At 68.7% G+C, this 11,626-nt stretch carries 13 protein-coding genes and 2 pseudogenes; 6 read left to right on the top strand and 9 right to left on the bottom strand.

Features of this window, described 5'->3' with window-relative positions; all coding sequences use genetic code 11:
* From G3O06_RS43175 to G3O06_RS49430, 5 genes and pseudogenes are all read left to right on the top strand, one after another.
* Window positions 1-273: pseudogene (locus G3O06_RS43175) on the top strand (EAL domain-containing protein); the annotation flags it as partial.
* 157 nt (window positions 274-430) lie between these two features.
* Window positions 431-814: a hypothetical protein gene (locus tag G3O06_RS43180; RefSeq protein ID WP_175000498.1), complete on the top strand. Its 384-nt coding sequence runs from the start codon at window positions 431-433 to the stop codon at window positions 812-814.
* Window positions 811-1,215 carry a hypothetical protein gene (locus G3O06_RS43185; protein WP_205819747.1) on the top strand — a complete coding sequence of 135 codons (405 nt, stop codon included), beginning with the start codon at window positions 811-813 and terminating at the stop codon, window positions 1,213-1,215. Before G3O06_RS43180 ends, G3O06_RS43185 begins: the two co-directional genes overlap by 4 nt.
* Window positions 1,216-1,323: 108 nt before the next feature.
* Window positions 1,324-2,049 (top strand): copper homeostasis protein CutC, encoded by a 726-nt coding sequence (locus G3O06_RS43190; RefSeq protein ID WP_174974013.1) that lies wholly within the window; start codon window positions 1,324-1,326, stop codon window positions 2,047-2,049.
* 85 nt (window positions 2,050-2,134) lie between these two features.
* Window positions 2,135-2,359 carry a hypothetical protein gene (locus G3O06_RS49430; RefSeq protein WP_241020536.1) on the top strand — a complete coding sequence of 75 codons (225 nt, stop codon included), beginning with the start codon at window positions 2,135-2,137 and terminating at the stop codon, window positions 2,357-2,359.
* A gap of 25 nt (window positions 2,360-2,384) precedes the next feature.
* On the opposite strand, the gene G3O06_RS43200 is transcribed toward G3O06_RS49430, so the two are convergent.
* The 6 genes from G3O06_RS43200 to G3O06_RS43225 form a co-directional block, all read right to left on the bottom strand.
* A complete protein-coding gene (locus tag G3O06_RS43200; protein WP_205819748.1) occupies window positions 2,385-3,740 on the bottom strand; it encodes an allantoin permease in 1,356 nt (451 codons plus the stop codon).
* Window positions 3,741-3,963: 223 nt separating this feature from the next.
* Complete coding sequence (locus G3O06_RS43205) at window positions 3,964-4,959, bottom strand: biotin-dependent carboxyltransferase family protein (RefSeq protein ID WP_174974009.1); 996 nt, start codon at window positions 4,957-4,959, stop codon at window positions 3,964-3,966.
* Complete coding sequence (locus G3O06_RS43210) at window positions 4,949-5,824, bottom strand: allophanate hydrolase subunit 1 (RefSeq protein ID WP_174974007.1); 876 nt, start codon at window positions 5,822-5,824, stop codon at window positions 4,949-4,951. Before G3O06_RS43210 ends, G3O06_RS43205 begins: the two co-directional genes overlap by 11 nt.
* Window positions 5,821-7,284 (bottom strand): acetyl-CoA carboxylase biotin carboxylase subunit, encoded by a 1,464-nt coding sequence (locus G3O06_RS43215; protein WP_205819749.1) that lies wholly within the window; start codon window positions 7,282-7,284, stop codon window positions 5,821-5,823. Before G3O06_RS43215 ends, G3O06_RS43210 begins: the two co-directional genes overlap by 4 nt.
* A 4-nt stretch (window positions 7,285-7,288) precedes the next feature.
* Window positions 7,289-7,531, bottom strand: a complete 243-nt coding sequence (locus tag G3O06_RS43220; RefSeq protein ID WP_089457021.1) for an acetyl-CoA carboxylase — start codon at window positions 7,529-7,531, stop codon at window positions 7,289-7,291.
* A gap of 16 nt (window positions 7,532-7,547) precedes the next feature.
* Window positions 7,548-8,330 (bottom strand): 5-oxoprolinase subunit PxpA, encoded by a 783-nt coding sequence (locus G3O06_RS43225; protein WP_089441145.1) that lies wholly within the window; start codon window positions 8,328-8,330, stop codon window positions 7,548-7,550.
* 259 nt (window positions 8,331-8,589) lie between these two features.
* Here G3O06_RS43225 and G3O06_RS43230 point away from each other — a divergent pair, with 259 nt between their 5' ends.
* Entirely contained in the window at window positions 8,590-9,507 is a 918-nt protein-coding gene (locus G3O06_RS43230; RefSeq protein WP_069249003.1) for a LysR family transcriptional regulator, read from the top strand.
* A gap of 79 nt (window positions 9,508-9,586) precedes the next feature.
* Here G3O06_RS43230 and bioB read toward each other — a convergent pair whose 3' ends face one another.
* From bioB to G3O06_RS43245, 3 genes and pseudogenes are all read right to left on the bottom strand, one after another.
* Window positions 9,587-10,609, bottom strand: a complete 1,023-nt coding sequence (bioB, locus tag G3O06_RS43235) for a biotin synthase BioB (RefSeq protein WP_174974003.1) — start codon at window positions 10,607-10,609, stop codon at window positions 9,587-9,589.
* 55 nt (window positions 10,610-10,664) lie between these two features.
* Window positions 10,665-11,384, bottom strand: a complete 720-nt coding sequence (bioD, locus tag G3O06_RS43240) for a dethiobiotin synthase (RefSeq protein ID WP_175034565.1) — start codon at window positions 11,382-11,384, stop codon at window positions 10,665-10,667.
* Window positions 11,381-11,626: pseudogene (locus tag G3O06_RS43245) on the bottom strand (8-amino-7-oxononanoate synthase); the annotation flags it as partial. The pseudogene G3O06_RS43245 and the gene bioD, both read right to left, overlap by 4 nt.

An 11,626-nucleotide genomic window follows, 5' to 3' on the forward strand; every position in this document is an offset into this window, starting at 1 on the left:
TCGGGCCGCAACGTCGTGCTGCGCGCCGACCGCGCGCTCGCCGAGGCGCGCTTCTCGCCGCTGGCGGATGCGCAGGGCGCGAACTGGCTGCGCCGGCCGTATTTCCGCTCGGCGATCGCCGAGCCGGGGCGCGTGCAGGTCACGCGGCCGTACCTGTCGATCAACGAGGCGCAGCCGTGCGTGACGCTGTCGGTGGCCGTGCGCGTCGGCGATGCGCAGCGCGTGCTGTGCGGCGATATCGACTGGGGCGACGACGAAGCGGACGCCGGCTAGCGCCGCGCGCACCGCAGGCGGCGAGCGGGGCGAGCGGCGCGGGGCGGTCGTTGCGTTCGCCGCGAGCTTCCCCGACAATGGCGCGACCGCGGGCCATCGTGACCGCGAGCGCGCCGTCCCGGGGGCCACCATGGCGGCGAATAACAAGGAAAACACAATGAAAAGACCGATTTCGCTGACCATTCTCGCGTGGATCATCATCGTGACGAACGCGATCACGTGCATCTATACGCCCTTCACGATCGGCATGCCGACCACCCAGGCGCTGCTGTCGCACTACCTGCTGCCCGTCTGGGCGACGCTCGGCATCAGCGTGATCCTCGAAGTCGTGAACGTCGTGATCGGCATCGCGATCCTCAAGGGCCGCGAATGGTCGCGCAAGACCTACATCGCGACGGCCGTGTTCAGCTTCGCGTTCTCGTTCATCAACATGCCGGCGTCGATGTACGCGGTGCTGATTCCGGGCGTCCTGCTGTTCGCGCTGTTCGTCTACCTGCTGTTCCGGCGTCCCGCGACCGCGTATTTCCAGGCGAACGCATGAGCTTCGTGCGCAATGCGCTCGCGATCGTGCTGTTTGCGATCGCGGGCATGTGCGTGATTACCGCGCAGATGATGGCGTTCATGAGGCTCGGCCACATGGGGCCGATGCTCGTGTTCGTCGCGGTGCTGAGCGGGTTGTCGGCCGTGCTCCTGGCCGTGGGGGCATTCGCCGGCGCGTTCCGGCCACGTGCGCGCGGCGCGGGCATCGCGCTGCTCATCGCGACCGCGACCACCGCGTTCGGGATGATCGGCTGGGTGACGCTGCTGCTCGCGCCGGGGATCGTCGACGTGTTGCAGCAGCAAGGCGTGGACCTGAACGCGCGGATGTTCCGGTTCGCGCCCGGCACCGTGGTGACAGGCCTGTCCGCGCTCGTCGGCGTGTGGCTCGCGCGACGCGGTTGACGGTGCGGCTGACGGGGCGCGGCTGACGGCGCGGCGGCCGTCACGCTGGCGTCCGTCACGCGGCTCGGCTAGGATGCGCGAATTGTCCAGACGATTCGCAGGCCGCCCATGAACCGAAACGCCGCCTCTTCCGTTCTCCTCGAAGTGATCGCCACGACCGTCGGCGATGCGAAGGCCGCCGCCCGTGCGGGCGCCGATCGCCTCGAACTCGTGACCGCGATCACCGAAGGCGGGCTGACGCCGAGCGTCGGCCTGATCGAAGCCGTCGTGGCCGCTGTGCCGATTCCCGTCAACGTGATCGTGCGACCGCACAGCCGGTCGTTCGTCTATGACGCCGACGACCTGCGCGTGATCGAACGCGACGTGCGTGCAGCCGTCGCGGCCGGGGCGAACGGCGTCGTGTTCGGCGCGCTCGACGCGCGCGGCGACATCGATCTCGACGCCCTGGCCCGCATCGCGGCCGCGGCGGACGGCCGCGCGCTGACGTTCCACCGCGCGTTCGACGTGTCGCGCGACCTCAACGCCGCATTCGACGCGCTGCTGCGCGTGCCGGCCGTCACGTCGGTGCTGACGTCGGGCGGTCATCCGTCGGTGCTCGACGCGGTCGCGACGATCACGCGGCTGGTGCGGCAGGCGGCCGGCTCGACCTGCACGGTGCTGGCCGGCTCGGGGCTCACGGTCGACGCGGTCGGCGATTTCGTCCGTGCCACCGGCGTGCGCGCGGTGCATTTCGGCTCGGGCGTGCGGCCGCGCGGCGAGGTGCTGGCACCGGTCGATCAACCACTCGTCGAGCGCGTGCGCGCGGCGATCGACGGTGCGGCGGCACACGTGTGACGCACACGGCGCACGGCCGCTGCCGCTGCCGCTGCCGTACGCGCCGATACGACACATCGGTACGCCATCCGGAAGGGCGGGCCACATGACGGGCGCGTCACACGCCACGCAGGACGGCGCAGACGACGACGGCGCGCCGGGCTGGGACGCGCTCGGCGGCGCGTGCGTCTATTCGGTACAGGCGCTGGCGCGCACGCCGCAGCCGCGCGCCGGCGAGTATGCGGTCGACGTGCTCGACGGCGTGCGCTGGCGGGTCGAAAAGACCGTGATCCGCGACGCACAGGGCAGCGCGGTGCCGACGATCGGATGATGCACGGCGGCGTGCGGGCGCCCCGTCACGTATTGCGCACGAACCAGGTCCGCTTGGCCGTGCCCAGCAGCGCGCGATAGACCACCCACGACACGACGAACGTCGCGGGCGCCGACAGCGACGCGGCAAACCCCGTTGCCTGGTTCAGCGCGAGTCCAACGAACGCGCCGGCGAACCACGCGGTCAGCCCGCCCGGGTTGAAGGTCGGCACATGGGCGTCGCGGCATTCGACGTCGTCGCCGACGAGCTGCCCGTACCGGTCGGACAGGATGTGCGCGAGCGCAACGCCGACCCACGCGACGACGAAGATGCCCTGGTACGCGAGTGCCTGCAGGATCCGCGAGAAGATGTCCGCCATCATCAGCGCATAGACGACCGCGCCGACCACGAGCGCCCACACGAATTTCGGCGCGCGCAGGCCGGCCACCTTCAGGAAAAACGCCTGCATGTTGACGGTCGCGAGATAGTAGTTCGCGGTGTTGATGCGCGATTGCGTGACCCACACGAACAGCAATCCCCACACCCCCATCAGTTTCAGCAGCGCGAGCACGACCGATACTTCGGAGAGCGTACCGAGCCCCGGAATCGTGCTGACGAGATAGATGCCGGCTGCGCCGTTGACGAGAAACGTGACGAGGTAGAACGGCATCCCGAAGTTGAAGCGGCCGTGATAACCGGCGTCTTCCTTGCGGCCGAAGCGCGCGTAGTCGAACGTGAACATCATCAGCACCCACACACCCATGTAGTAGACGAAGCAGTGCCACCAGCCGCCGGCCGGCACGGCGCCCGTCGGGCCGAAATCGAGCCAGGCCGCGTTGTAGCCGTATTCGGCCGTCGCGAGCCCGACCGCCGCGAGCAGCCCGAGCAGGTAGAACGGCAGCAGCACGCCGTTGAACTTGTCGAGCCAGTGCTGCACGCTGCCGAACACGAGCGGCACGCTGTAGCAGACGACGATCAGCGCGGCCCATTTGTAGTCGAGCGCCGGAAACTGGTGATGCGCGGCAACCGCGATCACCGAGCCTTCGAACACCGCGTAGTAGATCGCCGTCGCGAAGAAGATCAGTGTCGCGAGCGCCGCGCCGGCACTGCCGAACAGCACGCGCGAGAACAGCGCGACCGAGAGTCCCGTGCGGATCGCATAGCGGCTGATGACCGTGTTGACGAGGCCGTACGACACGACCGACAGCGCCATCCCGATCAGCGCGTTGCGCGCGCCGTAGGTGAGCGCGAGCGTGGCACCCACGACGATGTAGAACACCGCGCTGCACACGGCCCACCACGCCATCGTCAGCGAAAAGGGCGGCATGCGCGCGTGGTCGGGAACGGCGAGCGTCGACAGGTCGAGATCCTCGTCGGGGCGGGCCTGAGCCAGGTTGGCCATGATCGTGCTCCTTGATGAGCAGAAACTGCGTACGACGTCTCGGCCGCGGCACATGCGATCCGCAGGGTTGCCCCGACGTCGGGCGGGCAACCGGTTCGGCAGGTACGGAAACAGCGCGCAAGCGTCCCCGCCGCGCGGCGCACAGCCGCGCGGGCGGGAACCGACAGCGGAAAAGAAACGAGGGGGCGTCAGGCGCCCGGCACGCGCGCCGGGCGCCCGGTGCTCAGTCCCGCAGCACGGCGCGCAGCAGCGCGAGGCGCCGCTGGTACTCGCGGCGCGCGGCGAGCGCGTCGGCCATCGTCACGCGCACGAAGCGCGCGCGGTGGTTGGGCTGCATCTGGCCGATCAGGTCCATGTCGGCGCTGATGACCGTGCCGATCGTCGCGTAGCCGCCGCCCGACACCGCGTCGCGGTGCAGGATGATCGGCTCGAGCCCGGCCGGCACCTGGATCGAGCCGATCGGGTAGCACGCATCGACGATGTTCGACGGATCGGCGCCCGCGCCGAACGGCTGCTCGCGTGGCCGGAACTGCAGCGCGCGGCCGTTCTTGTAGCGGTAGCCGATGCGGTCGGCTTCGGGCGCGACCGTCCATTCGTCGTCGAAGAAGGTGCGCGCCGATTCGTCGGTGAGCCGGTAGTGGTACAGGCCCGTCAGTACGCGCAACTCGACCTGGTTGTCGAGCGGCCGGCTCACGGCCGCCGGCAGCTCGCGCCCTTCGCGGTGCGTGCCAACGGCAGCGCCGATCGGCAGCCGGTCACCTTTCTGCAGGCGCCGGCCCGCATGGCCGCCGATCGCGCCGAGCGTGTAGGTCGAGCGGCTGCCGAGCACGACCGGCACGTCGATGCCGCCCGCGACGGCGAGATACGCGCGCGCGCCGGCCTTCACGTAATTGAACGACAGCACGCTGCCCGCGCGGATCCGCAGCGCGATGTTGCAGCGCTGGCCGATGCCGTCGATCTTCGGCGTCATCTCGGCACCGGTGACGGCGATCAGCGCATCCGTATGAAACAGCAGCTCGGGGCCGAGCAGCGTGAACTCGAGCACGGCCGCTTCTTCGGGATTGCCGACCAGCAGGTTCGCCGCGCGCGATGCGTACTGGTCGAGCGAGCCCGACGGCGGAATGCCGACGTGGTAGTAGCCTTGCCGGCCCATGTCCTGGACCGACGTCGCGAGGCCGGGTTTAACGACCTCGATCAGGTTGTGCGCGTCAGTTTGCATGCAGCACCTCGACGAGAGAGCGGTTGACCGCATCGGGATCGCGCAGGAAGGCGTCGAGCGAGAATTTCACCGGGCGCACGCGCAGGGAGAAGGTGCCGGCCTCGACGTCGGCCACCGCGGCGTCGTAGGTCGCGCGATCGATCGGCTGGAATTTCACGATGTCGCCGGGCCGGAAGAACACCATGAAGTCGCGCAGGTAGTCGAGCCGCTGCGCGGGGTCGAAGATCGGCGCCGGCGTCACGCCGAACATCTGGTAGCCGCCCGCGCCGCGCACCGAGTAGATGCAGCCGAAACAGCCGCCGTGGCCGACCGTCAGCTTCGGCGTGTCGGTGCGCGGCCGCAGGTACTTCGGCACTTCGAGCTGGCGTTCGCGCTCGACCATCTGGTACATGAACGGCAGGCCCGCGACGAAGCCGACCATCGACACGAACCACGGCGAACCGGAGTGCGCGGCGATGAATTCATCCACGTCGCGCTTGCCGTTGATGCGCGCCGCATATTCGAGATCGGTCGATGACGGATCCTGGTGGCGTTCTCGAAACCGCATCAGCGTCTCGTGCGTCCACGGGTCGTTGTACAGCACGGGCACCTCGACGATGCGCGTGTCGAGTTCGAGCGGCGCGTCGCCGACTTCGGCCTCGATCGTCTTCAACAGCGCGACGAGCGCGTCGGGCTCGATCACGTCCGGATCGTAGCGCACCTGGTAGGACGCATTCGCCGGACAGATCTCGGTGATGCCCGGCACCGCGCGGCGCTGCAGTTCGCGCGTGATCGCCGTGCCCTTGAAGAACGCATCGAGCGACATCGATTCGCTGATTTCGACGAACACGAACTCGTCGCCGCCGAACGTATAACGGGTCGTCACATCGCCTCCCCGACGCGCACGGCGTCTGCATTTTCGGCTGCGTGTTGTTGCGCGGCGGCCGTCGCGGCCTCACGCCATCGCGGCATCCACGCTTCGAGGAAATTCGTGTGATAGCGCCCGGCGCGCACGTCGTCGTCCGCGAGCAGCGCGACGTGCAGCGGCGCGGTCGTTTTCAGGCCGCCGACGTGCAGCTCGCCCAACGCGCGGGCCAGGCGCTGCAGCGCGGCCGCACGGCTCTCGTCGTGCACGATCAGCTTCGCGAGCAGCGAATCGTAGAACGGCGGCACGACGTAGCCCGGATAGAGCAGCGAATCGACGCGTACGCCGGGGCCGGTCGGCCACACCAGTTCGTCGATCCGGCCGGGGTTCGGGCGGAAATCCTGCAGCGGATCTTCCGCGTTGATCCGGCATTCGAGCGCCGCGCCGCGCATCGCGATGTCCTGCTGCGCGAAGCGCAGCGGCTCGCCGTCGGCGATGCGCAGCGTCTCGCGCACGAGATCGACGCCGGTGATCGCCTCGGTCACCGGATGTTCGACCTGGATGCGCGTGTTCATCTCGATGAAGTAGAACTCGCCGCGCGCGTCGTCGAACAGGTATTCGAGCGTGCCCGCGCTGCGATAGCCGACCTCCTGCGCGAGTCGCGTGGCCGACGCGCACAGCGCGTCGCGCTGCGCGGGCGTGAGCGAAGGCGACGGTGCCTCCTCGAGGATTTTCTGGCGCCGCCGCTGCAGCGAGCATTCGCGCTCGAACAGGTGGACGACGTTGCGGCCGTCGCCGAGCACCTGCACTTCGATGTGGCGCGCCCGCGCGATGAAGCGTTCGAGGTACACGCCACCGTCGCCGAACGCGGCCTGCGCCTCGCGCTGCGCGAGCGGCAGCTCGGCGTCGAGCTGTGCGGCGTCGTGTGCGACGCGGATGCCGCGTCCGCCGCCGCCGGCGGCCGCCTTGATCATGATCGGGTAGCCGATGCGCGCGGCGACTTCCCGCGCCTCGTCGAGCGATTGCACGACGCCGTCGCTGCCGGGCACGGTCGGCACGTTGGCGTGCCGCGCGGTTTCGCGTGCGCGGGCCTTGTCGCCCATCGTCGCGATCACCCGCGAGTCCGGGCCGACGAAGATCAGGCCGGCCGCTTCGACCTGCGCGGCGAAAGCCGCGTTCTCGGACAGGAAGCCGTAGCCGGGATGGATCGCGTCCGCGCCGCACTGCCGCGCGGCGTCGAGGATCGCGGCGGGATTCAGGTAGCTTTTCGCCGCGTGCGACGAGCCGATGTGAACGGCTTCGTCTGCCATGCGTGCGGCGAGGCTGTCGCGGTCCGCGTCGCTGACCACGGCGACCGCGCGCATGCCGAGTTCGCGCGCGGCACGGATCACGCGCACCGCGATCTCGCCGCGGTTCGCGACCAGCACGGTCCGGATCCGCGACGGGCGGTAGAACGTGTCGTGGGAAGTTTCCGGTTTCATCGCGTCACCCCTCGATCCGCATCAGCACCTGGCCCGCGTCGACCGGCTCGCCGTCCTCGACGAGCAGCTCGACCACGCGCCCTGCGGCATCGGCTTCGATCTCGGTGAACTGCTTCATCACCTCGACGAGGCCGACCACCGCGCCGGCGGCGACCGTCGCGTCGACCGCGACGTAGTAGTCCGCATCGGGCGACGGGCGCCGGTAGAAGGTGCCCGGCAGCGGGCTGACGATTTCGTGCAATGCCATCGTGTGTCTCCTTGAATCAGTGATGGGCGGCGAGCGGTTGCGGCCCGGCGGTCCGGATGCCTTCACGGATCAGCGCGTGGCGCGTGTCGCGCACGAGGTCGAGCGCGCCCGGCGTGTCGCTGTGGATGCAGACCGAATCGAAATCGATGTCGATGTCGTCGCCGTCGATCGTCCGCACCTTGCCGTCGATGCAGGCGCGCAGCACCTTGTCGGCGACCTGGCGCGGATCGAGGCGGCCGACGCGGCGCGTGAACACGATCGAGCCGCTGCGGTCGTAGTCGCGATCGGCGTAGAACTCGCGGATCACCGGCTGCCCGTATTCGACGGCGACGCGGTACGTGACCGACGCCTCCATGCAGTACAGCCACAGGCCCGGATCGACGCGCTGCAGCGTTTCGATCAGCAGCCGCGAGAACGCCTCGTTGGCCGCCGCGTGCATGTAGAGCGCGCCGTGCGGCTTCACGTGCTGCAGGCTGACGCCGTTCAGGCGCGCGAACTCGCGCAGCGCACCGAGCTGGTACAGGATGTCGTTGACGAGCGCCTGCGGCGTTTCGGCGATCGTGCGGCGGCCGAAGCCGACGAGATCGCGAAAGCCCGGGTGCGCGCCGATGCCGACGCCGGCGTCACGCGCGAGCTGCACCGTGCGCGCCATGATGTTCGGATCGCCGGCGTGAAAGCCGGTGGCGATGTTTGCCGAGCTGATGAGCGGCATGATCTGCTCGTCGACGCCGTCGCCGATCGTCCACGGGCCGAAGCCCTCTCCCATGTCGGAGTTCAGGTCGACGCTGTGCTTCCTCATACGGTGTGCTCCTCCAGGTTCTCCGGTTCGCGTGCGTCGTGGCGCATGCCGAAACCGTGTTGAACGCAGGTTAGCCGCGTGGGGTGCGTCAAAAAAGTTCTATTTTTATATGCGACCGTATCGATTTTTTCGATATCGAGGAAATCGGCCACCAAGCACCGCCGGAGCAGGGATGGCAGGGTTTCCACGAGGTCGGGTTCATGGGCGCGGCACGGTTGTTATGATGTTTATCGCGTGCCCATCTGTTTTCTCATCGACCATGGCCCTGACCCTCAGACAGCTCAAGTATTTCGTCGCGACCGCCGAGCTCGGCCAGATCTCGCAGGCCGCGATCCAGCTCACGATTTCGCAGTCGGCCGTGACGAGCGCGATCAAGGAGCTGGAGGACAGCCTCGGCACGCAGCTCTTTCTGCGCACGCCGTCGGGCGTGACGCTCACCGACACGGGGCGGCGCTTCCTGAATCACGCGTACACGATCCTGTCGTCGGTCGACGAGGCGATGCGGATCCCGAACCTCGAAAGCACGCTGACCGGCACGCTCGCGATCGCCGCGAGCTACACGGTGCTCGGCTACTTCCTGCCGCATCACGTGCTGCGGTTGAACACGCTGTACCCGCGGCTGACGATCCACCTGCACGAGCTGAACCGCGAGTCGATCGAGGAAGGGCTGATCGCGGGCCGCTACGACATGGCCGTGCTGCTCACGTCGAACGTGTCGAATCCGGCACTCGTGCTGGAGCCGGTGATCCACTCGGTGCGGCGGCTGTGGGTCGGTGCGCATCACCCGCTGCTCAGGCACGAGAGCGTCACGTTCGCGGAAGTCGCGCGCGAGCCGTTCGTGATGCTGACGGTCGACGAGGCCGGGCAGACGGCGCTGCGCTACTGGAACGAGACGCCGTACCGGCCGAACGTGATCCTGCGCACGTCGTCGGTCGAGGCGGTACGCAGCATGGTGGCGAACGGCAGCGGCGTCGCGATCCTGTCCGACATGGTGTACCGGCCGTGGTCGCTCGAAGGGCGGCGGATCGAGACGATCGTGCTGCGCGACCCGGTGCCGCCGATGAGCGTCGGTCTCGCCTGGCGCAAGGACATCGAGTTGAGCCCCGCGATGCACGCGGTGCGCGACTATTTCCGGCACACGTTCATGGAGCCGCGTGCGTTGGGTGGTGCGGGCTGAGTGCGCGGCGCACGCGTAAAAAAAGCCGGGACGTATCCCGGCTTTTTCATGCGGCGGACGAATCCGCCGTGCGTTGCGCTTACGCGTTCGCCGACATCGCGTCCGCGTCGCTCGAACGGATGCCGAGGCGCTCGAACAGCGCACGATCCTTCTGCGACTGCGGGTTGCTCGTCGTCAGCAGCTGGTCGCCGTAGAACATCGAGTTCGCGCCGGCGAGGAAGCACATTGCCTGCAGCCCGTCGTCGAGCTGCTCGCGGCCGGCCGACAGGCGCACGACGGCCTTCGGCATCGTGATCCGTGCAACCGCGATCGTGCGCACGAATTCGAACGGGTCGAGCGGCGCGGTGCCTTCGAGCGGCGTGCCTTCGATCGCGACGAGGTTGTTGATCGGCACCGAATCCGGATACGGGTTCAGGTTCGCGAGCTGCGAGATCAGGCCCGCGCGTTCGCGGCGCGATTCGCCCATGCCGATGATGCCGCCGCAGCACACGTTGATGCCCGCGTCACGCACGCGGTCGAGCGTGTCGAGGCGATCCTGGTAGGTGCGCGTCGAGATCACCTGGCCGTAGAACTCCGGTGACGTGTCGAGGTTGTGGTTGTAGTAGTCGAGGCCCGCGTTCGCGAGTTCCTGCGCCTGCTCGTCTTCCAGCATGCCGAGCGTCATGCAGGTCTCGAGGCCGAGTTCCTTCACGCCGCGCACCATCTCGGTCAGCGCCGGCATGTGGCGCTCCTTCGGGTTGCGCCACGCGGCGCCCATGCAGAAGCGGCTCGCGCCGTTCGCCTTCGCCGCGCGCGCGGCATCGAGCACCGCGTCGACGTCCATCAGCTTCTCGGCCTTCAGGCCCGTGTCGTGGTGCGACGACTGCGAGCAGTAGCCGCAATCTTCCTCGCAGCCGCCCGTCTTGATCGACAGCAGCGTCGACAGTTGCACCGCGTTCGCGTCGAAGTGTTCGCGGTGCACCTGCTGCGCGCGGAAGATCAGGTCGTTGAACGGCAGCTCGAACAGCGCGACGACGTCGGCGACGCGCCAGCGCTGCGAGACCGGAGCGGCCACGGGAATCGCGTCGGGTTGCACGGTGGCGGCGGTCTGGGCTTGGGTCATATCGTTTTCCTGTCCTGGTCGGGGATGAGGGATCGGGGGATCAGTTTCTGTTGGGTCAATGCTGCGCGGTGCGCAGCGTCTCGACGAGCGCGGCGATGTCGAGCATCGCCGCGGCGGATTCGGGGGCTGCCGGGCTCAGGTGCGGAATACGGCCGAGCAGCGGCGCGCCGTGTTCGCGGGCGAGCCAGTCGCGCATCGTCGCGATGTTCTCGTCAGGGAACGACATGGCCGGGTCGACGTGGTTCGCAACCCAGCCGGCGAGCTTGAGGCCGCGTGCGGCGATCGCGTCGGCGGTGAGCAGCGCGTGGTTGATGCAGCCGAGCCGCACGCCGACCACGAGCACGACCGGCACGCCGAGCGCGACCGCGAGATCGGCCATGTCCTGCGTGTCGTTCATCGGCACGCGAAAGCCGCCGGCACCTTCGACGACGACGATATCCGCGCGCGTCAGCGCTTCGCGATGGCATGCGACGATCGTGTCGATGTCGAGCGTCACGCCTTCCTGCGCGGCGACGATATGCGGCGCGGCCGGTGCTTTCAGCAGGAACGGCGTGCGCAGCTCGGGCGGCAATACGACGTTCGCGGCTGCGTCGAGCTGGTCGGCATCCTCGTTGCGCCACACGCCGTCGCGTTCATACGCACCGGCCGCGACGGGCTTCAATGCGGCTGCGCGCAGGCCGTGCCGCGCGAAGCCGTGCAGCATCGCGGCCGATACGAAGGTCTTGCCGATTTCGGTGTCGGTGCCGGTGACGAACAGCGAGAGCGGAGCGGTCATGCTGCAGTCTCCCGCCGGGCCGCCCCAAGGGAGGCTGCGCCCCCCTCGGGGGGCAGCGAACGAAGTGAGCGTGGGGGCTGTTCCGTCTCCTGCGGAGCCGCGTCAACGGAGGCAGCAGCCGCGTCGCTGGCTTCGATCAGTGCGGCTTCGAGCCGCGCGAGATCGTCGAACGAATGCGCGGCCGACAGCGACACGCGCAGCCGCGACGTGCCGACGGGCACCGTCGGCGGCCGGATCGCGGG

This window comes from Burkholderia sp. Ac-20345 (assembly GCF_017104825.1).
Classification (GTDB): Bacteria; Pseudomonadota; Gammaproteobacteria; order Burkholderiales; family Burkholderiaceae; genus Burkholderia; species Burkholderia lata_B.

Coding starts and splice junctions, on each gene's coding strand:
- bioB (WP_174974003.1), bottom strand. CDS start 10,609: ATGACCCAAGCCCAGACCGCCGCCACCGTGCAACCCGACGCGATTCCC.
- G3O06_RS43200 (WP_205819748.1), bottom strand. CDS start 3,740: ATGGCCAACCTGGCTCAGGCCCGCCCCGACGAGGATCTCGACCTGTCG.
- G3O06_RS43190 (WP_174974013.1), top strand. CDS start 1,324: ATGAACCGAAACGCCGCCTCTTCCGTTCTCCTCGAAGTGATCGCCACG.
- G3O06_RS43230 (WP_069249003.1), top strand. CDS start 8,590: ATGGCCCTGACCCTCAGACAGCTCAAGTATTTCGTCGCGACCGCCGAG.
- bioD (WP_175034565.1), bottom strand. CDS start 11,384: ATGACCGCTCCGCTCTCGCTGTTCGTCACCGGCACCGACACCGAAATC.
- G3O06_RS43205 (WP_174974009.1), bottom strand. CDS start 4,959: ATGCAAACTGACGCGCACAACCTGATCGAGGTCGTTAAACCCGGCCTC.
- G3O06_RS49430 (WP_241020536.1), top strand. CDS start 2,135: ATGACGGGCGCGTCACACGCCACGCAGGACGGCGCAGACGACGACGGC.
- G3O06_RS43185 (WP_205819747.1), top strand. CDS start 811: ATGAGCTTCGTGCGCAATGCGCTCGCGATCGTGCTGTTTGCGATCGCG.
- G3O06_RS43180 (WP_175000498.1), top strand. CDS start 431: ATGAAAAGACCGATTTCGCTGACCATTCTCGCGTGGATCATCATCGTG.
- G3O06_RS43225 (WP_089441145.1), bottom strand. CDS start 8,330: ATGAGGAAGCACAGCGTCGACCTGAACTCCGACATGGGAGAGGGCTTC.
- G3O06_RS43220 (WP_089457021.1), bottom strand. CDS start 7,531: ATGGCATTGCACGAAATCGTCAGCCCGCTGCCGGGCACCTTCTACCGG.
- G3O06_RS43215 (WP_205819749.1), bottom strand. CDS start 7,284: ATGAAACCGGAAACTTCCCACGACACGTTCTACCGCCCGTCGCGGATC.